The following is a 25,538-nucleotide window of genomic DNA, read 5'->3' as shown; positions in this document are numbered from 1 at the left end:
TCGAACTCTCACGTTAAAATAAAAGTTGATCCGGTCAAAACTAAGCTTGGCTTTTGTTCTGTCCGTTAATTTACTAAATCTTTGTTCTGAATTATTCTCTTGGAATTTTTCAGGGTTGCATTACTGTTTATTTGTCAAGGTGCTTGTGTTTCGCTGTCCTCAGCGACAGCTTATTTAGAATATCATAGGGTTATAGCTGTGTCAATAACTTTTTTTATTATTTTATAAAAGTTTTCTGTATGTATTCAAACACGCTTAAACACACGGTTTTAAAGGTGTCGAATACTTTGATTTTTGTGACGAACTGAACAAGAAAAATAATCAAAAAAGCCTCTGCTGCGCCAAATGCTGCTCCAAGAAATCTGTTTATTCCGCTCAGCACGGGCACTTCCTTAACTTTAGAGAAAGCGTCACCGATTGCCGTCATAAGTCTGTAAATCAGAAAGGCAACTACCAAATATCCAATCTTTGGTATGACCGTTCCGAAATTGGAGCTAAGAACATCTCCGGCAATCTTCATTATGTAGTATATTGACACAAATGCCGCCAAAACAGAAACAAGGCCCGCTGCTTCCGCAAACAGGCCGTTCTTGGCGCCATATGATATTCTCCACAAAAAGAGTATAACAACAACCGTTGTTATCACCACTTCTGCGATATCAAAATCCATGGTCGTCTCCTTATTTAAGTATTAATGTATCCACATTTGTTTTGGTAACAAGAATAAACTTGCTCATTGTTGCCGTAGGCACAACGGTTCTGACGGGCTCTTCAAATGTCCCCTCATACTTGATATGTCCGTTCATATCTTTAAGAATAAACTCATCCTCATTATATATAACGATCTGCTTATTGGTAAAAATAATCTCCGAATATTCCATATCAAAGTAAGTCGTAAGCACAAGATTGCCTGATGTATTGTAAACCTGAAGTCTGTATGCCCCGTCGTCTGTACCGTTTGCAAAAACAAGGCCTACATATGATTCATTAAAGTATACAGAGCGAACTTCATCGTCTCCCGTAAAATTCTCCACTTGGATCACGGGCTTTTCCGCTCCCGTATAGAACATGATCCTGTCGTCCGATACAGCAAATGACTTATCCGTAGTCATGAACTGCACATAAGGCACAACGACATTGGGATAATCAAAAGAGCTTGCAAAATTATCTATGGAATTCTGTCCGACCGGTCCAAAGTTGGAAAATGTAACGCTGGTCTTTACCGCACCCTCATCGGGATAAAGATTCGACACACACACCAGCTCTCCGTTAGGAGAAATACTGATGCTTATAGGATACCCACTGTCCTTCATTGTCTTCTTAAAGTTAGCAAGAGTATTACCCTGTGCGTCATACAAATAAATCCATGTTACATCTTTTCCGTCAAGAACAGCTGCAACAACACCCTGAGAAGAAACGCAAAAATCTCTGATAGGCAGATTGGTGTCAATTTCTCCCAGAGCTCCGCTTACATTATTAACATAGATGTTATGTCCGTTATAGTCACCTATGGCGATCGCATCACCGCAAGTTCTGGCAATAGGGCTTTGCATCTCATATGTCTGATTCCACAAAGCCTGTCCGCCCGCGTCAAGACAGCTCACACCATCCTTACTGTATTGAACTATGTGTCCGTTAAGACTGACTATCTTGGCGTCACTTCCGTTAGTAATAGATGCGCCTCTTGTATAAGAAGCTTCCGAATACTCCTTATCTCTCCAGCTCACATATATAACAACCGTAAGTAGAGCAATAGTCGCCACTATTACTATCGTTCGAAAAAAGACAATAAGCTTATGGCTTCTTATCCTTTCCTTATAGGAAGTCCCTCTTTCGGAAGTATCCTGCGCTCCAACTCTATTTATTTTTTCGGCATATGTGCTAAAATCGCGTACTTCCGCCAAAACTCGCCTCCGAAAACGCCGGTTTGCTTAATCAAACAAACTGGTAGATTGTTGTTGTATCGTATTCCTTACCGGGACCAAAAACAGGATCGGGGAAGCCGGCCTCGTTGATGGAATTGGGATAGAACTGAGTCTCAAGACATACACCGTCTCTTGCCTTATATTCTATTCCGCCCTTAGCATCCTTAGCTGAAAGGAAGTTGCCCGCATAAAGCTGAACACCCGGAAGATCTGTAAAGCACTTCATTGTAATGCCCGTCTTGGGTGATGAAAGTGTTGCAAATTCCCTCATTGTTCCGTCTGCTTCATCGATAACATAGTTGTGATCGTATCCGCCGACTGCTTTAAGCTGAGCATTGTCTGCAGCTATATCCTGTCCGATAGTCTTCTCCTGAGTAAAATCAAAAGGAGTTCCCTTAACTGTAGCAATCTCTCCTGTAGGAATGGCTGCAGAATCAATTACAGGTGTGTAGTTGGATGCACCAAGCAAAAGAGTATGATCAAGAATTGAGCCTGATGCCTGTCCGCTAAGATTGAAATATGAGTGATTGGTCATGTTGATAAGTGTGTCCGCATCACTGGTAGCATGATAATGAATAGAAAGAGCATTATCATCTGTAAGTGTATAAGTAATATTAAATACGCGATTTCCGGAAAAGCCCATATCGCCATCTGCTGACTTAATAGTAAACTTTACAAAGTTATCGCCTTCTTCGGCATCCCATACTCTCTTATGGAATCCGTTGTCCATGTCTGTATGAAGGTTGTTGGGACCATCATTAACGGGAAGAGAAAACTCTTTTCCATTAATAGAATACTTAGCATTAGCGATTCTGTTTGCTGTAGGTCCTACTGCAGCTCCAAGGAAGCAGCTGTTGTCAAAATATCCCTTAACATCATCGAATCCAAGAACAACGTCAGTCTTGTTTCCCGCCTTGTCCTTTACAAAAATATTCTTGATGATACATCCGTAGTTAATTACCACAACCTCAGCATCATTGCTGTTTGAAATGTGATATGCATAAATTGCTTCGTTTTTCGGTGATTCCCCTAATAGTTCTTTTCTCACTGCCATATTGATTCCCTCCGTTTGGTAAAAATAATGTATCAAAGCTCCGTTCTGCCTTCCAACGCCCTAAGCAGTGTGACCTCATCGATATACTCAAGGTCTCCGCCGACAGGAACCCCACTGGCTATCCTGGTAACTTTAATGCCTGTTGGTTTGATAAGCTTACTGATATACATAGCAGTTGTTTCACCCTCAAGACTGGAATTGGTGGCCACTATGACCTCCTTGATATCCTCTGTCTGAAGTCTCTGCATCAACTCTGTAAGCCTTATGTCCCCGGGTCCTATCCCCAACATCGGAGATATTGCCCCGTGAAGAACATGATAAACCCCCTCGTATTTGCCCGTCTTCTCATATGCTGCTAAATCCCTAGCATTTTCTACAACCATTATTGTGCTATGATCCCTGGCAGTATTGCTGCAGATCGGACATACATCGTCATCCGTCAGCGTGCAGCATATCTTACAGTAGTGCACATTTTCTCTGGCGCTTGTTATTGAATCCGCCAATTTGGCAACTCTGTCCTTGGGCAAATTGATTATATAAAAAGCCAGCCTCTGAGCCGACTTTCCTCCAATCCCCGGAAGAGCCGCCAGCTCGTCGATCAGCCGGTTAATATGTCCGCTGTAAAGATCCATTAGAAAGGAAATCCTCCGCCTAAGCCGCCTGTCATCTTTCCGATCATTGCCCCGCTTGCTTCATCAGCCTGCTTCATAGCTTCATTAACTGCGGCAACGATCATATCCTGCAACATCTCAACATCATCGGGATCCACCGCATCAGGCGAGATCACTACGCTCTTAAGCGTCTTGTTTCCGAATACGGTAGCCTCAACAGCACCGCCGCCTGCCTTAGCAGTAAACTCCTTGGTCTCGAGCTCCTTCTGACTCTCCTCCATCTGGCGCTGCATTCTCTGCGCCTGCTTCATAAGATTGTTCATGTTTCCCGGCATTCCGCCTCCGGGAAATCCTCCGCGTCTTCCCATTTTTAGTTCTCCTTTTCTTCATCTTCGGTAACAATATCAAAATTGATTGCCTGTAAATTTACATAATTCTCTTCAAAAGACTGCTGCTGTTCCAAGAATCTTGTTTCAAACTCAACATGCTTATTTGCAGCCCCGTCCAGCACATCCTGCAGATCCTCTGCGGATTGTCCTCCGGAATATTTGTCAGCCAATTGCTTATTGTCAAACACAATCTGCAGCACATCGTTATTTCCAAGACTTAACCTTGCTCTCTGCATATAAGTCTTCATAGGATTGTCCATTCTCGCAAGGATCCTCGGCCATTCTTTCACAAGCTTTTGTATATCCTCAGGTACCGCTCTGTCAAGAACTTTCTTAACCTTGGGCTGCGCCTGAATTCCGGCAGGTGCCGCGCCCGAAACCGCCACAGCAACCTGACCCGACCTGATACCGGCGAGAATCTTACCGTTTTCCTCGTCATGCTGTTCCAAGACTCTCAGCCTGTCCTCAAGAGAATCTTCATTGTCATCCATCTGAGGCTTGCACATCTTAATGAGTGTGATCTCTATCAAAATACGCTTCTGTGTTGCATATCTAAGCTGAGATGACAATTCCGAAAAAATACGAATATATCTGATTATGGTATCAGTCTCAGTCCCTTCCGCCTGACTCTTAAGATCCTTGAGATTATCGGTTGAGACATCAACCACATCTTCCATCTGATCCGAAGCCTGAACAAGCATAAGATTTCTAAGATACCACACAAAGTCATTAACAAACTGTGCAAGTTCTCTTCCCTGTATAACAACATCCGAAAGAACGGTAAGAGCCGAATTGGCATCCTGATTATATATAGCGGAAAAGAGCCTGCTAAACACCTCCGTGTCAACCGCTCCGAGCACTCCCAATACCTTATCGTAGGTAAGCTCCTGTCCGTAGTTAAAAGCAACGCACTGATCAAGGAGGCTCAGCGAATCTCTCATTGAACCGTCAGCCGTCTTGGCTATGTATCTAAGCGCCTTCTCTTCTACCTTGATCCCTTCGGCATCAACTACTTCTCTAAGTCTACTCTCTATTGTATCAATAGTGATCCTATGGAAATCATATCGCTGACATCTTGAAAGAATAGTGATCGGAATCTTCTGTACTTCCGTCGTCGCCAAAATAAACATTACGTACTCAGGCGGCTCTTCCAAAGTCTTAAGAAGCGCATTAAAAGCACCGGCGGATAACATATGTACCTCGTCGATGATATAGACCTTACGTTTTCCTTTTGTAGGGGAATATGACACCTCATCAATGATCTCGCGGATGTTATCAACACCGTTGTTGGATGCAGCGTCTATCTCTATAACATTCATACTGTTGCCTGCTGCGATTGCATTACACATCTCGCACTCTCCGCAAGGGCTGCCGTCAACGGGATGCTCACAGTTGACCGCTCTTGCCAGAATCTTGGCAACAGAAGTCTTACCTGTTCCGCGAGTTCCGCAGAACAGGTAAGCATGTCCGACTCTGTCAGATTTTATTTGATTCTTTAAAGTGGTTATTATATGGTCCTGACCCTTTACATCCTCAAAAACAGGCGGTCTGAACTTTCTGTATAACGCAACATAACTCATCTGAAAAACTACTCCGCCACCAAAACTTTATTCTTATGTATGCATCAGTCCCCAAAGCATACACCAAGCATCTTGGCTTCTTTTATAATACTTGCATCGGGAGATACGTATTTAAGCTTGCCGGCGATCTCGCTAAGCGGCACTTTTACGATCTCTCTGTTTTTATAGGCAACCATGTAGCCGTATTCCTTTTTAAGGACAAGGCGTCCTGCCTCTGCTCCGAGTCTTGATGCAAAGACTCTGTCGTACGGATCGGGTGCTCCGCCCCTCTGCATGTGACCGGGGACAGTCACTCTTACTTCATGTCCGGTACGCTTCTGTATAGCTTCTGCAATTTCATAAGAAACTGATGGATATTTACGCTTCTCCACCTTTTCCTTGTATTCTTTCTTGGAAAGCTTAGCGTCTTTCTTGGAAATAGCGCCTTCAGCGACAGCTATGATCGTAAATCTGCTGCCCTTCTTGTCTCTTCCTTCGATTGCTTCGCAAACCTTATCAATATCATAAGGAATCTCAGGAATAAGGATAACGTCTGCGCCGCCCGCGATTCCCGCGTTAAGCGTAAGCCATCCAACCTTATGTCCCATTACTTCAATAATAAATACTCTGCCGTGAGAATCCGCGGTAGTATGTATGTTGTCAATTACTCCCGTAGCGACATCAACCGCACTCTGGAAACCAAATGTCATATCCGTTCCCCAAAGATCGTTGTCTATGGTCTTTGGAAGCGACACGATGTTAAGTCCCTCCTGAGAGAGCAGATTCGCTGTTTTCTGAGAACCGTTACCTCCAAGAACAACCAGGCAATCAAGCTTAAGCTTATGATAGTTCTGCTTCATTGCTTCAACCTTATCGAGGCCGTTCTCATCAGGATCCTTGATCGTCTTAAAAGGAGTTCTCGAACTTCCAAGTATCGTTCCGCCCTTGGTAAGGATTCCGGAAAAATCACGAGATGTCAGCATGCGGAAATCACTGTAGATAAGTCCTCTGTAGCCATTTAAAAAGCCATAGAATTCTACTTCTTCACCGCTATTCGCGATACATTTTACAACTCCGCGCATAGCTGCATTCAACGCCTGACAGTCACCACCACTTGTCAGCATACCAATTCTCATCATGTGAAAAGTCCTCCTTTGGATTCCTTTTTTGGTTAAACGCATACTACTAGTAATTATACAAAATATTGAGTTTAATGCCAAGTAATACGCATTGACGAGCACCATATAACAAAGTATAATAAAAAACGCTTTGGGATTGCCAAAGCGCCAAGGAGTTGTACCCAAGTGGTTGAAGGGTCCGGATTCGAAATCCGGTAGGTCGGTTTTGCCGGCGCAGGGGTTCAAATCCCCTCAACTCCGTTTTCTATGAGAAGCAAAAGCGACAGTGAAGCCTTTATATTAAGGATTCAACTGTCGCCTTTTTATTACCAAAACATTCCTGTACGGTAATATATCATAAATGACAAAAGTCCCGCTTTGTATTCTTGAAAAAGCATGTCCGCGCAAGCCATGCCCATGGCAAATATCGCCATGATGATCATAAGGAAGATTGCCCCCTTATCATAAACAATATTGTCATTGCCAAAGTTGGAGACGAGAAGCTCAACACCAAGCCCTATGAGCAAAAGCGGCCACATATGAAATATGAATTCATAGCTTATTTCACCAAAGAAAAGATGATATACAAAAGCCGCTCCGAACGCGATCATGGCAATTCCTGCCGTTATCGCCCCAACTCTGTGAAGTCTTATACTCTTTTCCATTTATTCCTCCTTAGTTCCTTCTGTTATCATGTTTACGGGAGTAACATCCTCAGTAGTTTCGGCTTCAAGCTCTTTTTTCTTTCCTCTTATCAGGCGTATTCCTATCACGATCAAAAGAATCGCAACAACGACCTCCGGTACATCATTTATAAGAGAATACAGATTGTCCCACATTTCGTCCGGAATAATTCGGAAAACAATCCTTGATATATATGACCATATCATTGAAAGCCCCCATATGATCAGTACAATCGGCATATACTTGCGCACCGCGCCCTCGGGAAGCTTTAATTTGCCTTTGAATTCAAACTCCTCCCATATATACTTATCCTTAAGCCCCGCAAGCTTTTCGGGGCTTAAGGAAAACACGTTCCATGCATGGAAAAAAGCATAAAACCAGATCAATAACATAAATGCCATAAACACCCCTTGAAGAATATACGGAAAGACGGTGCACAGTGCAAAAGGAAGCGCAAAGCATCCCATAATACTGAATCCGTTCTTCATAAGTCCCATGTACATCTCAACAGCACCGGGGATAAACGAAAATATAAATGTAAAAAACTTATTCTTTTTCTTGATCTCCATTATCTTGATCCTCCCTTTTATTCAGATATCTCTTCTATTTTAGAATGTATTATTAACTTCATTTCTTCTATCCTGTCTTTTTCCGTCCGTTTGTTTAGTGCTTCTTCCCTCGAACTGATAACCTCTCGAGAAAGAAGTTCCTCTTTACTTATCGAAGCCTCCTGCTCCATAACATCTTTCTTTGACGGAAGGCTCGTTCCGTTATTTTTGAAATAAGGTAAAAGAACCATCATCAGGATTGCGGCCGCTATAGATACCGAAACCTTCATACAATAAACATAGTAGCTTATCTTTGTTGTTTTCTTTTCTCGTTTCTTATCCACATAGGAAAGCACAGTTTCTTCAATGCTGTAAGGAGCAACCGTCTCGCCTTCTTGTTCTATTTCATCGATAAGCTTATTTAGTTCTTCATCAGATAAATATTCATTAAATTCATTCATGCAAGCAGGTCCTCCTTTCTTATGTTTTTCCTTAGCATCTCCCGTGCTCTGTATATCTTGGTCTGGGTCGTTTTAAGCGGAATCCCGAGTTTCTCTGAAATCTCCGCTGCCTTTAAGCCTTTGATGAAATACATATTGGCTATATTGGCATATCCGTTCGGAAGATCGTTGCATTTTTCTTCTACCCTGTTTATAACATCTCTTTTTGAAACCTCTTCCTCCGGGCCTTCTCTCGTTCCGTCTTTCACAGGCATTTGAGCATCTTCTGTTGGTGCCGTCCTTCTTTCTGCGGTCTTAAGATAATCAACACATTTATTACTCGCAATCCTGCACAGCCAGGCTTTTTCATTTTTTCCGTCAAAATCACTTAGATGTTCATATGCCGAAATAAAAGCTTCCTGAGTGATATCTTCCGCGGCGAAATAATCACCGGTCATCTTTATGCACAAAGAGAAAACCAGATTCTTGTACTTCGCCATGAGCTCTATTAACTTTTCCTTAGAATCGATTTTCCCCACCTTCTTTTTTCTGTGACATGTCCTACATATAATATAACGAAGCAGCAATAAAAAAATCTTCACTTTTTTCAAAATTATTTTTGAGCCTTGCAATTCCACATGGTAACGTGATAAAGTATTAAATGTCGATATATCAATTTTAATCCACTATTTTAGAAGAATGAGAGAGGACTTATGAAAAAGAGAATACTTGCAACATTATTGCTTACAACCATGTTGGGACTTACAGCCTGCGGATCCAAAGCTCCCGAAAGCGACGTTGACTACATTAAGGGAAAGGGAACATTGATCGTTGGTATTACAGATTTTGCTCCCATGGATTATAAGGATGATTCAGGCGAATGGATTGGTTTCGATGCTGATCTTGCCAAAAAGGTCGGCGATTCTTTGGGGGTTAACGTAGAATTCGTTGAAATTGACTGGGACAACAAGATCCTTGAGCTCAAAAACAAATCCGTTGACGTTATTTGGAACGGAATGACTCTTACCGACGAGGTTAAGAATTCCATGGAATGCACCAATCCTTACCTCAATAATGCACAGGTTGTTGTCGTTCCTTCTGATATTGCCAATCAGTACAAGGATGCGGCTTCACTTTCCGGTTTGTCTTTCGCGGTAGAATCCGGATCTGCTGGAGAAGCGGCAGCTAAGGATAACGGATACAACTACACATCTCTTACATCTCAGGCTGACGCCGTTATGGAAGTAGATGCGGGAACATCTCAGGCTTGCATCATCGACCTTCTCATGGCAGGCGCTATGATCGGCGAAGGCACAAGCTATCCTAAGCTTACACACACAGTTGAACTGACCAAAGAGGAATACGGTATCGGTTGCCGTAAGGGTTCAGATCTTGCCGCATACATAAACGACAAGCTTTCTGAGTACTACAAGGACGGCACAACACAGTCCATCGCAACAACATACGGTGTTCAGGACGCCGTTATCGCCCCATAATATAAGACAGGAGTAGGTTTGAGCTGATGTTTTTTACCGTTACTTCATCCCTTCTGGTAGGATTTTTAGAGACCCTGAAACTCTTTTTCCTTACACAGGTCTTTGCCCTGCCGCTGGGACTTCTCATTTGCTTTGGCTCTATGAGCAAAGCAAAAATAATTAGATATCCTATTAGATTCATTATCTGGGTCGTACGCGGAACGCCGCTGATGCTCCAGCTTCTGATCATCTATTACGGCCCCGGGATCTTCCTTGGCGTAAATGTCTGGGGCTCCGAGACCTCGGGTAGGTTTATCGCTGCTCTCGTAGCCTTTGTGTTCAACTATGCCTGTTACTTCTCAGAGATTTACAGAGGCGGCATACAGTCGATTCCCGTGGGACAATATGAGGCCGGCAAGGTTCTTGGTATGACCGATAAGCAGATCTTCTTCAAGGTCATTTTGCTTCAGCTTGTAAAGAGGATCGTTCCGCCCATCTCCAACGAGATAATCACCCTGGTAAAAGACACTTCACTTGCCAGAGTTATCGCCGTCTACGAGATAATATGGAACGGACAGGCCTTTATAAAGAGCAACGGAATTATCTGGCCTTTGTTCTATACAGGTGCATTCTACCTGATATTCAGCGGCCTGTTGACCGTACTGTTTGACCGTATTGAAAAGAAACTGAGCTATTTCAGATAATGAAAGACCGGTGCACATTATGCCAATTTTAGAAGTTAAGAATATAAAAAAGACATTTGAAAATACTGAAGTTTTAAAGGGAATAAGCTTTGATCTGGAAGAAGGACAGACCATGTCGATCATCGGCTCCTCGGGAAGCGGTAAGACTACGCTTCTCCGCATCCTGAACTTTCTTGAGACTCCGGATGAAGGAACCATATCCGTCAGAGGACAACGGATCTTTGACGGAGCAAGTCCTGTCACAAATCCCGAGCAGCTCAGGAAGAACAGGCTACACTTCGGACTTGTTTTCCAGCAGTTCAATCTTTTCCCTCAGTATACTGCCCTTGAGAACGTCACTCTTGCCCCGCTTATGGAGGCCGACGCTTCCCAAAAGGACATGATCATAGAACACGGAAAAGAGCTTTTGGCACAGATGGGGCTGTCTGACAGAATGGACAATTACCCTCACCAGCTCTCAGGCGGTCAGCAACAAAGAGTAGCGATCGCAAGAGCCTTGGCTCTGGAGCCTGATATTCTGTGCTTTGACGAGCCCACTTCAGCCCTTGATCCCGAGCTTACGGGAGAAGTACTCAGGGTTATCAGGGAGCTCGCAAGCCGCCACACAACTATGATCATCGTAACTCACGAGATGAGCTTTGCAAGAGACGTAGCGGATATCGCACTCTTCATGGACAACGGCATCATCCTTGAACAAGGTCCTGCCAAAGAGCTTATAAGTAATCCCAAAGAAGAGCGAACCAAGCAGTTTCTTTCAAGCCTTAATTCTTGAGATGCCAATAATACAATCACAGATTTGTACAACATATAAACGCCCCGGCTTTATGCCGAGGCGTTTTCTTTATAATATCGGGATCATCCCTTATAATCTATTGTCTGTCCTATGGTCTTCTCGTAAGGCGTCTGAACTGCGTCTGCCCTCATGTTGAAATTGTAATCATCTATCTTCTTTACGAGCTCTTCCACCGAACTCGCCATGAGGATTACATAATCCTCCTCATCTTCAACGGCACTCTCCGCAGCTTTTTCCTGAAGCTTTTCAGCCTGCTCTTTCTTGGCTTCCTTCTTGGCCTCAGCCTTCTCTTCCGCCTTCTTCTCAGCTCTTTTCTCTGCGAGCTTCTCTTTCATCTCCTGCGATGACTTGCGCATTACCGCAAAGAAAGATGCTGTTCCGTTGTCTTCAACCTGCATTCCGATGGTCTTTACATTGCTCTTGTTCTCCATGATGGACTTGAGCTCGGGCATCTTGCTCTGAGCATTGGCAATGAGACCTTCATACTTGGCGCGGTATTCTTCATCCGTCGCCATTCTCTCTATCTTTTCCTCATCGATAAGGACAACCATCCTGTTTGCGTTTCCGAAAGAGCTTGCGTTCTGCTTGGCATAGTCTTTCATATCCTTACTTACGAGAACAAAATCCATTCCGGAGAATTTCTTTTTAAGCTCTTCGTAGTACTTCGCGCCCTCTTCAGAGAGTTTTGCCTTACCGATGGTCTTTCCGTAATTTCCGGTAGACTTCTCAGTCTTTGCTGCCTGCGCAGCGTCATACGTTCCGGCTATTCCTGCCGATACTTCAGATATATTACTCATGGTTCCCTCCATTTCTCAAGATTACTCTTGCAAGTGCATTTTCCTTCGGCTTCCCGAAAAAATGCACATGGCTTCCCTGCCTTTTCGTTTCTAAATAATATATCGGCAATTATCAGAAAAAAATAAGAATTGAAGTACAATTTTTTGCACCTCAATTCTTATAATGTTTAATCCTATTATTTCCACATATCAAGCGAAAAATACATAAGAGCCGCCCAAGTATATACAGAATAAAAATGCCCTCTGCCATCGACTCCGTCCTTAAGTATCTTCTTCGCTTCGTCTTTGGTTATAAGAGAGAACCCGTCAAAGCATTCCTGCCCCTCGGCTCCGTCCTGCGTAAGACCCGAAAGATCATGATCGTTAAGCACAACGCACACAAGAGCATTGCTCTCATCCGTCATACCGGGCGTGCTGAAAAGAAGCGGATTTATGACCTTAAGCTCATCCTTATTCTCGTCAACAACAATTCCCGTCTCTTCATGAATCTCCCTTATCGCAGTTGTGAGTATCGGATGCTTCGCATTAGCATCTTCGGGATCAAGAAGTCCTGCGGGCACGCTCAAAAGAAATCTTCCCGTAGGATATCTGTATTCATATGACAAAAGAAGCTTCGGCTCTTCGCCTGTTTTATTGCATATAACCACGCAGCTGACCGCATCGGGAAGCATCGACTTAAACTCTTCCTCTGTCTTGGTAGCAACCAGATTGTCCTGCGATCTTCTGGTCGCGTCATAATAATGTTTTCCCTCTGTGTGCTTTAGATCAAATACTCGTAAGAACTTTTTGTCAGTGACAAGCTCTACGCATTCTTTTGTAATCTTTGGTCCCTGCATAATATCTCCGTCTATTACTTCACGATTACCTTTGTGATATGAGGGTTAACTCCCTGATACCAGTAAAGGAATCCTTCAAGATCTACTGTCTGTCCGATCTCAAGACCTTCTACAGCCTTGTATACATCTGAATCCTTGTCGCAAAGGTAAGACTCAACCGTGAAATTGTATGTCTTTCCGTCAATTGAAACATTGAAGTAAAGATCATCACCCTGCTCACCTGAGCCGTCCCACTTATAAAGATAAGCAACCTCGTTGCCGTTTGCATCAGTTGAAGCCTCAACCGTCATGCCCTTAAATGCAACGAACTTGTTCTGATTTTCAATAAGCTCATCTGTTCCGAGAAGTGCTGTTACATCCTGCGCGGGAGCAACATAGTTGCCTTCCTCGATCTCGAATGTTGCGTCTGAGATCTCTACTTCGCCTTCCCACTCTGACTTGTAACCTGTAACCTTGATCTTGGTTCCGGGAGTAAGCTTAGCATAATCCTCCTCGGAGCAAGCCATCTCATAAAGGAAATAAGCGCCGTCCTGATCCTGTGTATAAACAGTTGCCTTATCTTCCCACCATGACTGCTTGGCCTGTACATAAGTCTCAACGACAACTTCACTGTCAATTTCGGCTGCGGCATACTCTGCGTATGTCATAACGCCTTCCGACTTAACATCCTCAAAAGTTTCCGTTACTACAGATACTGCTTCGCTTGCAGCCTCTACTGCCTCAGAAGCGGCTTCGCCGGCGGTCTCTGCTGTCTGCTCTGCCTTCTTGGGCGTGCATCCGATCATTGAAACAGCCAGACCCATTACCAAAACAAGTGCCAATGTTTTTTTCATAATATTCCTCCCTGTTCGTGCATGCGCTCATCTGTGTTGCGTCACGCCGTGTCTTTCAAACAATGAAATTATACTAGATTATATAAAAAATAAAAACACTTATTTAAGTAACAACCTTGCATATATCCGTTATTTCTTTTTCCGTGAAGAAACCTTGTCAAAAGCGGCATATCCACCGATTATCACCCAAGCAAGAACAATAGCGGTCAAAAGAATTACCGAAGCGGCCGGAAGTTTTCCGAGTTCGGCTTTTCCTCCGAGACTTTCTCCACCCGCTCCCCGGTCAAGATGATACAAAGATCTTACATCCTTGTAGAGCCCATCAATATAGGCATCATCCACTGTCTTTTTACGCCTTACGGACTTAACCACGTTCTCGATAAGCTGTCCCGAAGCATCTCGCACAGAAGCCGATCCGTTAAAAACAGGCGTCACAAAGGTATTTCCCGTATTGGCCATCAAAAGCTCCGCAGCATCTATCTTAACTTTGTAATGCTCATTGTTGTCGCTACCTTTTTTACCAAGATAATCTTTATATTCAGGAGCATTCTGAGCCTTGCTCGTAACAGGTACATAGCCCTCCGTTTTGGAATAAGCTATCTGAACATCATTGGTCAAAAGATATTGTGCAAAGATCCACGATGCCAGAACAACCTGCGGATCCTGCTTGTTAAATACGCATATAGAAGGTCCCTGTGAGATCATACATGGATTCTCGGGATCATACTGCGGGATTGTCATTACCCTTGTATCAAAATCGACCATCTTTTCTTTTGCGATATCAACAAGCGGCGCATCGGATCCCATCCAGGAAGCTCCCGCCGTTGAATCGACCGCAAAGATACACTGTCCCGCATTTAGGAAATTAGCGGGATAACCTGATACCTTAAAGGTTGAAAAAGCACCGGTTTTCACATGGCCGGCGATAGTCTTAAGAACCTCTTTTGTGTCATCGTTAAAAAGAAGGATATTGCCGTCTGTATCCGAATAGCCGGCGCCAAGCTGCTTAAGACTCTGTATCATCATGTTATCCGTAGACTTATAGATAAACGGAATCATAACCTGCTGCCCATTGACCGCAAACGTTCCGTCTGCGTTCTTCTCCATAGCTGCCTCGGAAACCTCCCACACAAAATCCCATGTAAGAGTTTCGGGAAGCTCGTATCCAAGCTTCTTCACATATGTCTCATTTACATAGCAGGCTTCGGTAGATCTCATATACGGAATGGCGTAATGCTTATCGCCTATCATACACTCGGAAAGAAACTCAGGAACTATCTCCTCTTTTTGGGGCGAGTCAAACTTAAGCTCCGAACCGCCAAGTCCGTATCTCTCATCCTCAAAAAGCTCATCCAAAGAGAGTACCGTGTTGTTACCGGTCAGATACGTCGCAATGTGATCCGGATATGTAATGCATACATTCGGAGTTGTTCCCGTTGAAATATTGGTGATGACATCGTTATATATCTTGCCGTAGTCGGTATAAAATCTGACATTTACGGTTATATTCGGATATAGCTTTTCAAAGTCATCGATCGCTTTCGAATATATTCTTGTCTGATTTACATTGGTGTCATTCTTTGCCCAAAAAGTAAGCTCTATCTTTTTGGATTCATCAAGTTCACCGGGAATATCAAATTCCGCAGATTCCCTTGCTCCGTGGCAACCTGTCAGAAGCACCGATATGCATATGAATGTAATTATCTTCTTTAATACTTTCATCTTTATCCTCGCCGGGTTATCTCAGCCCTTTGTTCCGCCCCTTGCAACGCCTGCCATGATCTTGCGTCTGAAGATCAAAAAAAGTACAACCAAGGGAACCGAGATAACAACAACCGCCGCCATCATAGCGGGAACATTCTCTCTTCCGAATCCGTTCTCTCTGATCTCCTGAATGCCGTTGGAAACAAGGAAATAATTGGAATCATCGGTTATAAGCCTCGGCCAGACATACGAGTTCCAGCACTCAATGACCTTTAATATTATTATGGTAATTATCGTAGGTTTGGATATAGGAAGCATGACCTTCCAAAGATATCTGAAATCGGAAGTCCCGTCGACCTTAGCCGCCTTATACAATTCCTCGGGAATCTGCTCAAAATTCTCTTTTAACAGATAAATATAGAAGACCGAAGTTACGGAAGGAAGTATAAGTCCAAGGAATGTATTTCTGAGATCAAGGTTTGTGATCGTAACGAAATTCGTGATGATAACAAGCTCATTGGGGATCATCATAAGAGAAAGAAACATCGAAAACAAAATATCTTTTCCCTTAAAATCAAGCCTTGCAAACGCAAACGCCGAAAGGATAACAACAAACATCATTATCGCAGTTGTGATCACAGTAAATACAAATGTATTGAAAAAATACCTTGCAAGCGGAACAGCGGTAAATGCCGTTATATAGTTATCCATAGTGGGCGCTAAAGTAATAAACTTAGGGACATACTCGGAATTGTATGAGCCGTAACTTTTTACCGAAGTAAGGATCATCCAATAAAACGGAAAAAGGACAATAATTCCCCAAAGAGACAGAAACAGATGCGTTCCGATCTTTCCCAGTCTCTTTTGCACGGCTGACCTTATTTCAATTTTTCTATTCTCCGATTCGTTCATATAATACCTTTAAAACCTTTCAGACAATCAGCTGTAATAAACCGTCTTTTTGCTGACCATAAGATTTATGGTAGTTATCGTAAATACTATTGTAAAAAGAATGAGTGCTGCCGCAGATGCGTAGGAAGGATATCCTCCGCTGTTTCCGTAGAGCATGTCATACACATAGCCCACTATCGTGTTCATTCCCGCAGCATTAAGATCCGTTCCGAAGAGAGCAACCTCATCGCTGTATGCTTTAAACGCCCCGATAAATCCGGTGATCACCAGATAAAAGACCATCGGCGATATCATAGGAAGTGTGATCTTGTAGAACACTCTCCACTTTGGCGTTGCGTCAACCTGCGCAGCCTTGTAGTACATCGGATTGACCGATGCAAGCGCAGCCGTAAGAATCAGTATCTTAAACGGAAGCACGATCCATATCGTATATAAGCACATAACAAACATCTTAGCCCAGTACGGACCCGAGATAAAATCAACAGACGGACCTCCGAAGAACTGAATCAGCAGCGAAATAAGCCCATCCGAGTATGCTGTTTTTTTGAACAGGATCATGAAAACAAGACCGACCGCCAACGTGTTGGTGACATACGGAAGAAAATAAACCGTCTGGAAAAAATCTCTCAAAACCTTGATCGAACTTAGCTCAAGAGAGATCAAAAGAGCGATTCCCGTAGATAAGGGAACCGTGATAATTACAATTATAAAAGTATTTTTCAGCGCCTGAATAAAATAAGGATCGTGAAGAACATAGGAATAGTTGTAAAAACCCGTTCCCCAGAATTTTCCGGATGCAAAATTGTACCCCTCTTCGAAGGAGTAAATAAGTACATCAACAAGCGGATATACCATAAATATCAAAAGAAATAGCAAAGCCGGAAGAAGACACAGCCATGCGGTCAGATTCTTTTTCATAGCTTTATCCTCTCCTCGGTAGCCTTGTCAAAAAGGCGCACTTTAAATGGTTTTAAAGAAAACGATACCGTTCCGTCCTCATGGTCTACCGCCTCTTCGGATGGAATGATCGCTCTGATGTTATCTCCCAAAAACTTATCATGTAATGCAACAACGCTGGTATCTCTGCCCATTACTTCTCTGTTTATAAATTTGCAGGTAAGAGCACCGTTTTTGTCCACAATAAAGCCTTCCGGTCTTATCGCAACATAAACATCCCTGTCGCTGACACCCGAAGCATCAAGAACGGCCTTATCATCTATATAGACCTTGCCGCCTTCTATTTTTCCTTCAAATACATTGATCTGCGGCGTTCCAAGAAACTTGGCAACAAAAAGATTCACAGGCTCATCGTATATTTCCTGCGGCTTACCCATCTGCTGAAGCACTCCGTCTTTCATAACTACGATAGTGTCGGAAATACTCATCGCTTCTTCCTGATCGTGAGTTACAAAAACCGTCGTAATGCCGGTCTCCACCTGAATCCTCTTAAGCTCCTCCCTAGTCTGAAGACGAAGTCTTGCATCAAGATTGGATAAAGGCTCATCAAGCAAAAGAACTCTCGGCATTTTAACAAGGGCTCTTGCTATCGCAACTCTCTGCTGCTGACCACCCGACATCTCGGAAGGTCTCCTGTCCAGAAGCTCCGTTATCTGCACAAGAGCAGCCGCCTCCTGCACTCTTTTTTCCATTTCTTCCTTGGAAAGCTTGTCTTTACCGCGCAGATTCTCAAGCGGAAATCTTATATTCTCGCGCACCGTAAGATGCGGATAAAGCGCATAGTTCTGGAATACAAGTCCCACTCCCCTGTTTTCGGGAGGAAGATTTGTAACATCGATATCGTCAAAAAATATCTGTCCCTCTGTAGGCTTCTCAAGACCGCAGATAAGATTGAGCGCAGTACTCTTGCCGCAGCCCGAAGGTCCCAAAAGGCCTATAAGCTTGCCACCCTCTATTTCAAAATCAAAATCATTTACCGCAATGACCTCATCTTTTATCTTCTTGTTTCTGTTCGGAAATTTCTTGGTGAGGTGCTTTAATACTATCTTCATACCCATCCCCTTACATCTGGTGCCTTACAACCTTGTATTCATCATCGTCCTGATAATACGGACACTCTTTGGCCCCGCCGCTCATAAATCTTGCGTAGTCATCCTCGTCCATATTTACCATGCAGGTATAGCATTCCCAATCCTCGTCATAAACATAATTGGCACAAGTATCACAGATCATACAAAATCCTCTCTCATTGGATTAAAGATATCAAGAAGAACGCCTTTTTCCAGGCAGACACAACCATGCACCACATCATTTGTCTTGAGCATGCTGTCTCCCGCTCTTACTACCTTCCTGACACCGTCAATCTCAAATTCAAACTCGCCGCTCACAACATAAGTTATCTGCGTATGCGGATGATGGTGCAATGCGCCTATCGCGCCCTTTTCAAAAGAATTCTCGACACACATAAGGTCTTTGCTGTAGGCAAGCACGCGTCTTGTAACTCCGCCGCCCATATCCTGCGCATCAACATCCTTATAAAACACCCATCTGTCATCTATCATAATAAACCTCCGAGATCAAAAATTCATCGCTTCCACAAAAGTATCATCAAAATCATCTTTATTTGCAAGAATCAGCTCGCTTGCAGAATCTTTTATCTCTGTCAAAAGAGCTGTCTCTTCCGCTTCATTCTTCTCTCCGTAAAGCGCAGCCGAAAGGAACTTAAGCGCTCCTTTAAGAGATGTATTTCCTACGCCTTCGCAGTTCCCTCTGATCGAACCCGGAAACATCTTAAGCGGTGTTATTGCTTCGTAATCAATATTGGTTCCAAAGCCCCCTGAAATAAAGACTTTATCAGGCACCTCTCCGTCAAGAAGCTGCCTTATTCCGGAGTTAACGGCAGCCTTCGCAAGTTGAATATTTCTTATATCTCCCTGCGTAAGCCTTACCTTTCCGTCTTTTGTAAAAGAAAAACCATCTTCAAAAAACTCGTCCGAAAGAAGACCATCCGATGATATCACACCTACTCTTACAAGCTCCGCCACAGCCTCCATAACTCCGGTTCCGCAAAGACCTATCGGAGCCTTGTCTCCTATGGTTTCATAGCTTGTTTTAAGATCGTCACTGATCTTAATATGCGATATCGCACCCGGAACTGAAGCTACTCCGCACTCGATCGTTCCACCCTCAAACACGGGGCCTGCCGCAGTTGAGCATATCTTAAGCTTACTTCCGTCATAATAAGCCATCTCACCGTTGGTACCAAGATCGAGAAGAAGCCTCTTTTCACCCTTCTTGATCAGTTCCGTATAATATACTCCGGATAAAATATCGGCCCCTACAAATGCCGTAAATCCAGGCATCAAAACTGTTTTTATACCATAAAAATCACATTGCTCGATCTCAAGATTCTTTGTCTTATATGGATATCTTCCAAGACTCTCCACGCTTATGTTTCTGAATATATGAAGCATAGTCGTGTTACCCGCTATAACAAGCAGATCAACATTTTGATCAATGTCTTTTCTAAGTTCATTTACAAGCTCTTTCACATCGGCCGTGACGATCTCATTTAGCTTTTTAAGCCCCGCTTCATCGGAAGCATAAGCAATTCTTGATATCACATCGTCCCCATACTGCCTCTGATGATTGATCGTCGATCCTGTCTTAATAACAGTGACCTCGCCGTTCCCTGCTATTCCAAGAAGTGCCGCCGCGATCGTTGTAGTTCCGATATCAACGGCAATTCCGTATTTGTTTTTTCCACCGGCAGCGCTGAATACTCCGGTATCAACGTTCTGCGCCACTATACTTTCTTCATCTACGCCGCCCGGAACGTTTACTTCGCAGTCTCTGTCAAGCACGCACCTGCATAGAAGCCTATAGCCATCCGAAAGCTCTTTTTCCGAAATATAAGTACTGTCCGCAGACGTTAGTCTCGGCGCTCCCGTCACAAACCTCACCTTGCATTTCCCGCACCTTCCGTTTCCTCCGCACGGGAAAAGATAAGAGATTCCTTCCGCCTCCAGAACATCCCTAAGGAGCTTACCTCTGACGGTCTCTATATTATGAATTTTTCCTTTGTAATTTATCTTTATTTTTATCTTTTTCACGGCATCTCCACCCACTAAACATAATGATATCACAAAGGTCGGAAATTTTTGCCCCGTTATGGTTTTTTAGATACAAATGTGCGAAAATAGATATTACCTAGTTTATTTAAAGTTTGACCAATTTTTTTAGGTTATGAAAGGAGATAGTTATGGGGCTTATTCAAGCAGCAATGGCAGCAGGCGGAAGCGTGCTCGCAGATCAATGGAGGGAATACTTTTACTGTCCTGCACTTTCAAATGACACTCTTCTTACAAAGGGCGAAAAGAAGGCAGGCAGAGGATCAAATAAGAAAGGCAATGATAATGTCATCTCTGACGGTTCGATCATTGCAGTCAACGAAGGTCAGTGCATGATCCTTGTGGATCAGGGACAGATCACGGAGATCTGCGCAGAAGCAGGAGAATTCGTTTATGACACATCAAGCGAACCTTCTATCTTCTACGGAGACCTGGGAGAAGCTATCGTTAACAGCTTTAAGCAGTTCGGCAAAAGACTCGGTTTCGGCGGCGACGCAGCCAAGGACCAGAGAGTTTATTTCATAAATACAAAAGAGATTCTCGGAAACAAGTACGGAACGGTTAATCCGATTCCTTTCCGCGTAGTTGATACAAACATCGGCCTTGATATGGATGTAAGCATCAAGTGTCACGGCGAGTTCAGCTATCGTGTCATCGATCCCGTTCTTTTTTATAAGAACATCTGCGGAAATGTATCGGAAGATTTCAAAAAAGATCAGATCGAATCTCAGCTTAAGAGCGAGCTTCTTACAGCTCTTCAGCCTGCATTTGCAAAGATATCCGAGATGGGAATCCGTTACAGCGCTCTTCCCGGACACACAAACGAAATTGCCAATGCATTAAACGAAGTTCTTTCCGATAAATGGGATGACTTCTACGGAATCAAGATCTCAAGCTTCGGCGTAAGCTCTGTAGTAGCTGACGAAGAAGACGAAAAGACTATCAAAGAGCTCCAGAAAGCAGGCGCTCTTCGCAATCCCAATATGGCAGCAGCTACGCTTGCAAGCGCACAGGCTCAGGCTATGCAGGATGCAGCCAAGAACACTTCTGCAGGTCCCATGATGGCCTTCGCCGGAATGAACATGGCTCAGCAGGCAGGCGGAATGAACCCCAATCAGTTGTTTAACATGGGCGCCGCTCAGGCAGCTCCCCAGCAGAACGCCGGAACATGGACATGCTCATGCGGTAACGTTAACACGGGTAACTTCTGCCCTAACTGCGGATCACCCAGACCCGCCAACTGATCATAGAGGATAATATGGCTTTACAAGAATATGAGTGCCCCGCCTGTGGCGGGGCAATGGAATTTAATCCGCATACACAAAAGCTCAAATGCCCATATTGTGATTCGGAATTTGATGTAAAAGACTATGTTGCCAACCATAACTCATCCTCACAAGGAGAAGCTGTCGACGACTCTTCTTCCGGACAGGCCAATGCTTCAAGCGAACCCATGTATATATACTCTTGCGGTTCCTGCGGAGGTGAGATACTTGCAACAGAGTCTCTTGGATCAACCAAATGTCCCTTCTGTAACAACAATATCGTTGTAAAAGAAAAGTTCACCGGTGAATTCAAGCCTGACTACATCATACCTTTTCAGAAGACCAGGGACGATGCCATCGCTACTTACACCAAGTACGTTAAATCAAAAAAGCTTGTTCCCAAGGTTTTCCTTGAAAAGAATCACATTGATGAGATAAAGGGTGTATATGTACCCTTTTGGCTTTTTGATGCAAAAGAAAGCTTTATGGGAGAATATGAGGCTACCAAAGTAAGAACTTGGAGTGATGCAACCTATAACTATAGGGAGACCAAGTACTACAGCGTATTCAGAGCAGGAACGGAGTCTTTTGAAAGAGTCCCCGCTGACGGATCCAGAGAAATGCCCGATGATCTTATGGAATCGCTTGAACCGTTTGATTACAACAAAATGGTTCCTTTTAACATGGGCTATCTCGCCGGCTTTTTTGCCAATAAATACAATGTTGATGCCTTGGAATGTCAACCACATGCATTTAAAAGAATGGATGCCACAACAGCAGCAGATTTCAGACGTACGGTGTCAGGTTATGCTTCCGTAAGAACTCTTTCAGAGAACTTCGGAACCGTTACATCGTCGCACAAATATGCGCTCTATCCTGTTTATATGCTTAGCACCACATGGAATGACAAGAACTTTATCTTCGCCATGAACGGACAAAACGGCAAGTTTGTCGGAGACCTTCCGTTTAGCATGACGCAGGCACTTAAGTACTATATCCCTATAACACTTGTTGCCTCATTAATCGTTTTCTTCTTCATGGCTTTCGTATTCTGATAGATAACGGAACAATTATCAATATGAGAAAACACATACACTTAAGAAAATTACTTATAACAGCATTGTCGGTGACTTTTCTGAGCTTTTTATGTGTAGCACCCGTATGCGCTTCTTCATCGGATCTATGGGACAGCTACAACGTTCCGAGCTCAAGGCAAAAGCCAAGACTTCTGGATAATGCCGATCTTCTTTCTCCCGATGAGGAAAAAGATATTCTGGCTAAGCTGGACACACTGAGTGAAAACAGGGGAAGTAATATCTGTATCCTTACAACTCCTTCTCACACCGGTCCCATCCAGGATTTCGCCGATGATTATTTTGATTACAACGGCTTTGGTGCGGACTACAACGAAAGCGGTGCTCTTTTCATGCTCAGTATGGCTGACAGAGAATGGGCTATAAGCACTTCCGGAGATGCCATCCAAGCCTTCACCGATTACGGCCAGGAAATGATGATGGACAAAATGCTCCCGTATCTAAAAAACGGTGATTATCACGGCGCCTTCTGCAAGTACATTGAAGTCTCGGATTATTATCTGGATCTCTATGCAAAGGGAACACCTTATGATGTGCAGAGCGGCTCGATCAAGGCTCCTCGCACCCGTGCCGATTACATAAGATTTTTATTAATGAGCTTTGGAATAGGTGCCATCCTTTCGATCTTCCCAATAGCGGCTATGGCTTCGCAATTAAAGACCGTGCACAAACAGCCTGCCGCCAATGATTACAGATCGCATGACGGACTGATAGTCAATAAGCACACAGACCAATTTATCAGAAGTCATGTCTCTCGCCACATGAGAAATACCGACAGTGGAAACGGAAGCAGAAGTCACGGAGGCGGCGGAAGCTCCATCCACACTTCAAGCTCAGGTCATTCACACGGCGGAAGTCACGGACATTTCTAATTATCATTTCTTTATTATCTAAATACTGTCAAAGCATTCTCTTTTGAGCTATACTTATAGCATAGGAGGAGCGTCTTTGAAAATAAGAACAAGGATGCAGGCAGCTGTACTTTCGATCCTGGCGATCGCTATAACGGCTGCCGCAGTTATCTTCTTAGGCGGAGATAAATACAATACCCCAAACCGTCATCCCGTAGTTCAGCTAGAAGAAGGCTGGACTATTCATCGTGGGGATTCCACCTTTTCCGCAGATTGTCTGTCAACAACCGGCATCGACATGATGAATAAGTACGACACGATAACTCTCGTTAATACGCTTCCGTATTCCGATGTCAATCCCGCAATGCTTCACTTCCGCTCTTTCCTATCCACCGTAGATGTATATGTTGACGGAAGAAAGATTTATTCTTTCGGAAAAGACTATGCCGAGAAGAATAAAATGATCCCCAAGGTCCAGAATTATATTCCTCTTCCCGACAATTACCCGGGAAAAGAGGTAAGAATAGTTATAAAATCCTATGAAAACAACGCATTTTCCGGTATCAATCCCATAACTCTCGGAGACTGCGAAGATATTTCGATGACTCTTTTACAAAAACACAGATTACCCCTTGTTGTCGGAGTATTCATGTGTGTATTCGGGTTCCTTACCTTAGTTCTGGCCCCATACATTATCTTTTATAATTTCCATGATTACAGCATTATATTCAGTGCCTTTGTAACTCTGATCTTAGGCATATATGTTCTGTGCTTTAATGATCTCTTTTCCCAGATTTCGGACAAGATAGAGATTTTTTCTTTTATAGAATATCTTGCTCTATTCATGATCCCGGGCACGATACTTGCCTTCGTTCTGGCAGCCAACCAGCTTGAGCAAAAGTATCTGGGCTACATCGTTCTTATATTTAACGCCCTGTTCGTATTTGGCACAGCGACCATGCATTTTTTAAATATATGCCATATCTGCGCTTTCGTTTCTTGGCTTCATATTTTATCAATTATCGAGGGTGTCCTCATCATTTCTATACTGGTCATCAATACGATCAAAAAGTTTTCATCAAACAAAGAAGATCTTCACAAAAGGGTTATGTCAACGAATATCCTTCTGTTTGGTCTTATAATAACTCTTTTGTTTTCGATCATAGACATTGTAAAATACAACATTTTTAAATACTTTGAACTGGAAGACGTAAAGTCGGACATAGACTTTTTGACCGTTGGAGCTCTTCTCTTTTCAATCTGCCTTCTCCTTAACTATTTCTATCACTGTATAGAATATATAAGCGAAGAGACGGTAAAAAAACAGCTCGAGGGTCTTGCTTACACCGACGCTCTCACCGGGCTTTTTAACAGAACCAAGTGTGAACTGACACTTGCCGGTCTAAAAGGAAAATACACAATAATCAGCTTTGATCTTGATTATCTTAAATATACAAACGATAACTACGGTCACGCAGCAGGCGACGAGCTTCTTAACGGTTTTGCCGATCTTTTGCGCCAAAGCTTTTTTGATGCGGCGATCATCGGAAGAATGGGCGGCGATGAATTTATCGTAATCCTTCCATATGTCGATGACAACAGAACAGAAAACGGATTGGCTCTTCTCACCGATCTTATGATAGATAAAAACGAAAATGAGCCTGTTCTTCGTTATTCCGCATCGTGGGGTTATGCAAGCAGCGAATCTCTTAAGCCGAAGCTTACAGGAAATGCGCAGTCAGTATATCTTCTTGCCGATAAGCGCATGTATACCATGAAAAAAATTCATCACAACGAATCTCTGGGTCGTCTGTACGACGATCTTATGAAGAATGCAGCTCTGAAGGGAGGTGTGTGA

General features: G+C 43.4%; 28 protein-coding genes and 1 tRNA gene. 8 read left to right on the top strand and 21 right to left on the bottom strand.

The features are described from left to right. Nucleotides 1–217: 217 nt before the first annotated feature. The 7 genes from D6856_RS06375 to D6856_RS06345 are packed head-to-tail and all read right to left on the bottom strand — an operon-like array spanning nucleotide 218 to nucleotide 6,677. Nucleotides 218–670, bottom strand: a complete 453-nt coding sequence (locus tag D6856_RS06375) for a CvpA family protein (protein ID WP_120686233.1) — start codon at nucleotides 668–670, stop codon at nucleotides 218–220. A gap of 10 nt (nucleotides 671–680) precedes the next feature. Continuing rightward, nucleotides 681–1,904: a DUF5711 family protein gene (locus D6856_RS06370; RefSeq protein WP_092250828.1), complete on the bottom strand. Its 1,224-nt coding sequence runs from the start codon at nucleotides 1,902–1,904 to the stop codon at nucleotides 681–683. A gap of 31 nt (nucleotides 1,905–1,935) precedes the next feature. Next, nucleotides 1,936–2,979 carry an aldose epimerase family protein gene (locus tag D6856_RS06365; RefSeq protein ID WP_120686232.1) on the bottom strand — a complete coding sequence of 348 codons (1,044 nt, stop codon included), beginning with the start codon at nucleotides 2,977–2,979 and terminating at the stop codon, nucleotides 1,936–1,938. Nucleotides 2,980–3,011: 32 nt separating this feature from the next. Continuing rightward, entirely contained in the window at nucleotides 3,012–3,611 is a 600-nt protein-coding gene (gene recR / locus D6856_RS06360) for a recombination mediator RecR (protein ID WP_092250822.1), read from the bottom strand. Continuing rightward, nucleotides 3,611–3,958, bottom strand: a complete 348-nt coding sequence (locus tag D6856_RS06355) for a YbaB/EbfC family nucleoid-associated protein (RefSeq protein ID WP_092250819.1) — start codon at nucleotides 3,956–3,958, stop codon at nucleotides 3,611–3,613. The genes recR and D6856_RS06355 overlap by 1 nt, the downstream gene beginning before the upstream one ends. Nucleotides 3,959–3,960: 2 nt before the next feature. Continuing rightward, the gene (dnaX, locus tag D6856_RS06350) at nucleotides 3,961–5,559 is read right to left on the bottom strand and encodes a DNA polymerase III subunit gamma/tau (RefSeq protein ID WP_120686231.1); all 1,599 of its coding nucleotides are present in this window, start codon (nucleotides 5,557–5,559) and stop codon (nucleotides 3,961–3,963) included. A 44-nt stretch (nucleotides 5,560–5,603) separates the two neighbouring features. Then, the gene (locus D6856_RS06345; RefSeq protein ID WP_120686230.1) at nucleotides 5,604–6,677 is read right to left on the bottom strand and encodes a 6-phosphofructokinase; all 1,074 of its coding nucleotides are present in this window, start codon (nucleotides 6,675–6,677) and stop codon (nucleotides 5,604–5,606) included. A gap of 151 nt (nucleotides 6,678–6,828) precedes the next feature. On the opposite strand from D6856_RS06345, the gene D6856_RS06340 reads away from it, so the two are divergent. Next, nucleotides 6,829–6,917 (top strand) — tRNA-Ser (locus tag D6856_RS06340). 65 nt (nucleotides 6,918–6,982) lie between these two features. Here the strand turns inward: D6856_RS06340 and D6856_RS06335 are convergent. Genes D6856_RS06335 through D6856_RS06320 form a run of 4 tightly spaced genes read right to left on the bottom strand, consistent with a single transcriptional unit; the run spans nucleotide 6,983 to nucleotide 8,867 of the window. Continuing rightward, the gene (locus D6856_RS06335) at nucleotides 6,983–7,321 is read right to left on the bottom strand and encodes a LiaI-LiaF-like domain-containing protein (RefSeq protein WP_120686229.1); all 339 of its coding nucleotides are present in this window, start codon (nucleotides 7,319–7,321) and stop codon (nucleotides 6,983–6,985) included. Then, on the bottom strand, nucleotides 7,322–7,909 hold the full coding sequence (locus tag D6856_RS06330) for a hypothetical protein (RefSeq protein ID WP_120686228.1): 588 nt from the start codon (nucleotides 7,907–7,909) through the stop codon (nucleotides 7,322–7,324). 17 nt (nucleotides 7,910–7,926) lie between these two features. Beyond that, nucleotides 7,927–8,349, bottom strand: a complete 423-nt coding sequence (locus D6856_RS06325; protein WP_120686227.1) for a hypothetical protein — start codon at nucleotides 8,347–8,349, stop codon at nucleotides 7,927–7,929. Beyond that, the gene (locus D6856_RS06320) at nucleotides 8,346–8,867 is read right to left on the bottom strand and encodes an RNA polymerase sigma factor (protein WP_243114043.1); all 522 of its coding nucleotides are present in this window, start codon (nucleotides 8,865–8,867) and stop codon (nucleotides 8,346–8,348) included. The genes D6856_RS06325 and D6856_RS06320 overlap by 4 nt, the downstream gene beginning before the upstream one ends. A gap of 174 nt (nucleotides 8,868–9,041) precedes the next feature. Here D6856_RS06320 and D6856_RS06315 point away from each other — a divergent pair, with 174 nt between their 5' ends. Genes D6856_RS06315 through D6856_RS06305 form a run of 3 tightly spaced genes read left to right on the top strand, consistent with a single transcriptional unit; the run spans nucleotide 9,042 to nucleotide 11,279 of the window. Beyond that, entirely contained in the window at nucleotides 9,042–9,824 is a 783-nt protein-coding gene (locus D6856_RS06315; RefSeq protein ID WP_120686225.1) for a transporter substrate-binding domain-containing protein, read from the top strand. A 26-nt stretch (nucleotides 9,825–9,850) separates the two neighbouring features. Further along, the gene (locus tag D6856_RS06310; protein WP_120686224.1) at nucleotides 9,851–10,507 is read left to right on the top strand and encodes an amino acid ABC transporter permease; all 657 of its coding nucleotides are present in this window, start codon (nucleotides 9,851–9,853) and stop codon (nucleotides 10,505–10,507) included. Between the two features lie 19 nt (nucleotides 10,508–10,526). Further along, nucleotides 10,527–11,279, top strand: coding sequence for an amino acid ABC transporter ATP-binding protein (locus D6856_RS06305; RefSeq protein WP_120686223.1), 753 nt, complete (start codon nucleotides 10,527–10,529; stop codon nucleotides 11,277–11,279). A gap of 83 nt (nucleotides 11,280–11,362) precedes the next feature. On the opposite strand, the gene D6856_RS06300 is transcribed toward D6856_RS06305, so the two are convergent. The 10 genes from D6856_RS06300 to D6856_RS06260 all read right to left on the bottom strand — a co-directional run bounded on the left by D6856_RS06300 (nucleotide 11,363) and on the right by D6856_RS06260 (nucleotide 20,452). Beyond that, the gene (locus D6856_RS06300) at nucleotides 11,363–12,097 is read right to left on the bottom strand and encodes a DUF6033 family protein (protein ID WP_243114042.1); all 735 of its coding nucleotides are present in this window, start codon (nucleotides 12,095–12,097) and stop codon (nucleotides 11,363–11,365) included. A gap of 176 nt (nucleotides 12,098–12,273) precedes the next feature. After that, entirely contained in the window at nucleotides 12,274–12,933 is a 660-nt protein-coding gene (locus D6856_RS06295) for an NUDIX hydrolase (protein ID WP_120686221.1), read from the bottom strand. A 14-nt stretch (nucleotides 12,934–12,947) separates the two neighbouring features. Next, nucleotides 12,948–13,766: a hypothetical protein gene (locus D6856_RS06290; RefSeq protein ID WP_120686220.1), complete on the bottom strand. Its 819-nt coding sequence runs from the start codon at nucleotides 13,764–13,766 to the stop codon at nucleotides 12,948–12,950. Nucleotides 13,767–13,895: 129 nt separating this feature from the next. Next, nucleotides 13,896–15,488 carry an ABC transporter substrate-binding protein gene (locus tag D6856_RS06285; protein ID WP_120686219.1) on the bottom strand — a complete coding sequence of 531 codons (1,593 nt, stop codon included), beginning with the start codon at nucleotides 15,486–15,488 and terminating at the stop codon, nucleotides 13,896–13,898. Between the two features lie 21 nt (nucleotides 15,489–15,509). Then, the gene (locus tag D6856_RS06280) at nucleotides 15,510–16,340 is read right to left on the bottom strand and encodes a carbohydrate ABC transporter permease (RefSeq protein ID WP_330544028.1); all 831 of its coding nucleotides are present in this window, start codon (nucleotides 16,338–16,340) and stop codon (nucleotides 15,510–15,512) included. A gap of 69 nt (nucleotides 16,341–16,409) precedes the next feature. Then, on the bottom strand, nucleotides 16,410–17,300 hold the full coding sequence (locus tag D6856_RS06275) for a carbohydrate ABC transporter permease (protein WP_120686217.1): 891 nt from the start codon (nucleotides 17,298–17,300) through the stop codon (nucleotides 16,410–16,412). After that, complete coding sequence (locus D6856_RS06270; RefSeq protein WP_120686216.1) at nucleotides 17,297–18,391, bottom strand: ABC transporter ATP-binding protein; 1,095 nt, start codon at nucleotides 18,389–18,391, stop codon at nucleotides 17,297–17,299. The genes D6856_RS06275 and D6856_RS06270 overlap by 4 nt, the downstream gene beginning before the upstream one ends. 10 nt (nucleotides 18,392–18,401) lie before the next feature. Beyond that, nucleotides 18,402–18,572: a DUF6472 family protein gene (locus tag D6856_RS15260; RefSeq protein WP_177223827.1), complete on the bottom strand. Its 171-nt coding sequence runs from the start codon at nucleotides 18,570–18,572 to the stop codon at nucleotides 18,402–18,404. Further along, nucleotides 18,569–18,901, bottom strand: coding sequence for a cupin domain-containing protein (locus D6856_RS06265; RefSeq protein WP_092246052.1), 333 nt, complete (start codon nucleotides 18,899–18,901; stop codon nucleotides 18,569–18,571). Before D6856_RS06265 ends, D6856_RS15260 begins: the two co-directional genes overlap by 4 nt. A 15-nt stretch (nucleotides 18,902–18,916) precedes the next feature. Continuing rightward, nucleotides 18,917–20,452 carry an ASKHA domain-containing protein gene (locus D6856_RS06260; RefSeq protein WP_147367811.1) on the bottom strand — a complete coding sequence of 512 codons (1,536 nt, stop codon included), beginning with the start codon at nucleotides 20,450–20,452 and terminating at the stop codon, nucleotides 18,917–18,919. A 149-nt stretch (nucleotides 20,453–20,601) separates the two neighbouring features. On the opposite strand from D6856_RS06260, the gene D6856_RS06255 reads away from it, so the two are divergent. The 4 genes from D6856_RS06255 to D6856_RS06240 all read left to right on the top strand — a co-directional run bounded on the left by D6856_RS06255 (nucleotide 20,602) and on the right by D6856_RS06240 (nucleotide 25,538). Next, nucleotides 20,602–21,714, top strand: coding sequence for an SPFH domain-containing protein (locus tag D6856_RS06255; protein ID WP_120686214.1), 1,113 nt, complete (start codon nucleotides 20,602–20,604; stop codon nucleotides 21,712–21,714). Between the two features lie 14 nt (nucleotides 21,715–21,728). Continuing rightward, on the top strand, nucleotides 21,729–22,790 hold the full coding sequence (locus D6856_RS06250; protein WP_120686213.1) for a hypothetical protein: 1,062 nt from the start codon (nucleotides 21,729–21,731) through the stop codon (nucleotides 22,788–22,790). A 23-nt stretch (nucleotides 22,791–22,813) separates the two neighbouring features. After that, nucleotides 22,814–23,701 (top strand): TPM domain-containing protein, encoded by an 888-nt coding sequence (locus D6856_RS06245; protein ID WP_120686212.1) that lies wholly within the window; start codon nucleotides 22,814–22,816, stop codon nucleotides 23,699–23,701. Between the two features lie 76 nt (nucleotides 23,702–23,777). Further along, nucleotides 23,778–25,538, top strand: a complete 1,761-nt coding sequence (locus D6856_RS06240; protein ID WP_120686211.1) for a GGDEF domain-containing protein — start codon at nucleotides 23,778–23,780, stop codon at nucleotides 25,536–25,538.

It is taken from the genome of Butyrivibrio sp. XB500-5, assembly GCF_003625505.1.
Classification (GTDB): Bacteria; Bacillota; Clostridia; order Lachnospirales; family Lachnospiraceae; genus Butyrivibrio.
Note: the sequence above shows the minus strand (reverse complement) of the source record. Positions and strands in the feature narration are given on the sequence as shown.

Bases quoted from the DNA above. Each gene is read 5' to 3' on its own strand.
- D6856_RS06375 (WP_120686233.1), bottom strand. From the start codon at position 670: ATGGATTTTGATATCGCAGAAGTGGTGATAACAACGGTTGTTGTTATA.
- D6856_RS06365 (WP_120686232.1), bottom strand. From the start codon at position 2,979: ATGGCAGTGAGAAAAGAACTATTAGGGGAATCACCGAAAAACGAAGCA.
- recR (WP_092250822.1), bottom strand. From the start codon at position 3,611: ATGGATCTTTACAGCGGACATATTAACCGGCTGATCGACGAGCTGGCG.
- D6856_RS06355 (WP_092250819.1), bottom strand. From the start codon at position 3,958: ATGGGAAGACGCGGAGGATTTCCCGGAGGCGGAATGCCGGGAAACATG.
- dnaX (WP_120686231.1), bottom strand. From the start codon at position 5,559: ATGAGTTATGTTGCGTTATACAGAAAGTTCAGACCGCCTGTTTTTGAG.
- D6856_RS06345 (WP_120686230.1), bottom strand. From the start codon at position 6,677: ATGATGAGAATTGGTATGCTGACAAGTGGTGGTGACTGTCAGGCGTTG.
- D6856_RS06335 (WP_120686229.1), bottom strand. From the start codon at position 7,321: ATGGAAAAGAGTATAAGACTTCACAGAGTTGGGGCGATAACGGCAGGA.
- D6856_RS06330 (WP_120686228.1), bottom strand. From the start codon at position 7,909: ATGGAGATCAAGAAAAAGAATAAGTTTTTTACATTTATATTTTCGTTT.
- D6856_RS06325 (WP_120686227.1), bottom strand. From the start codon at position 8,349: ATGAATGAATTTAATGAATATTTATCTGATGAAGAACTAAATAAGCTT.
- D6856_RS06315 (WP_120686225.1), top strand. From the start codon at position 9,042: ATGAAAAAGAGAATACTTGCAACATTATTGCTTACAACCATGTTGGGA.
- D6856_RS06310 (WP_120686224.1), top strand. From the start codon at position 9,851: ATGTTTTTTACCGTTACTTCATCCCTTCTGGTAGGATTTTTAGAGACC.
- D6856_RS06305 (WP_120686223.1), top strand. From the start codon at position 10,527: ATGCCAATTTTAGAAGTTAAGAATATAAAAAAGACATTTGAAAATACT.
- D6856_RS06300 (WP_243114042.1), bottom strand. From the start codon at position 12,097: ATGAGTAATATATCTGAAGTATCGGCAGGAATAGCCGGAACGTATGAC.
- D6856_RS06295 (WP_120686221.1), bottom strand. From the start codon at position 12,933: ATGCAGGGACCAAAGATTACAAAAGAATGCGTAGAGCTTGTCACTGAC.
- D6856_RS06290 (WP_120686220.1), bottom strand. From the start codon at position 13,766: ATGAAAAAAACATTGGCACTTGTTTTGGTAATGGGTCTGGCTGTTTCA.
- D6856_RS06285 (WP_120686219.1), bottom strand. From the start codon at position 15,488: ATGAAAGTATTAAAGAAGATAATTACATTCATATGCATATCGGTGCTT.
- D6856_RS06275 (WP_120686217.1), bottom strand. From the start codon at position 17,300: ATGAAAAAGAATCTGACCGCATGGCTGTGTCTTCTTCCGGCTTTGCTA.
- D6856_RS06270 (WP_120686216.1), bottom strand. From the start codon at position 18,391: ATGAAGATAGTATTAAAGCACCTCACCAAGAAATTTCCGAACAGAAAC.
- D6856_RS15260 (WP_177223827.1), bottom strand. From the start codon at position 18,572: ATGATCTGTGATACTTGTGCCAATTATGTTTATGACGAGGATTGGGAA.
- D6856_RS06265 (WP_092246052.1), bottom strand. From the start codon at position 18,901: ATGATAGATGACAGATGGGTGTTTTATAAGGATGTTGATGCGCAGGAT.
- D6856_RS06255 (WP_120686214.1), top strand. From the start codon at position 20,602: ATGGGGCTTATTCAAGCAGCAATGGCAGCAGGCGGAAGCGTGCTCGCA.
- D6856_RS06250 (WP_120686213.1), top strand. From the start codon at position 21,729: ATGGCTTTACAAGAATATGAGTGCCCCGCCTGTGGCGGGGCAATGGAA.
- D6856_RS06245 (WP_120686212.1), top strand. From the start codon at position 22,814: ATGAGAAAACACATACACTTAAGAAAATTACTTATAACAGCATTGTCG.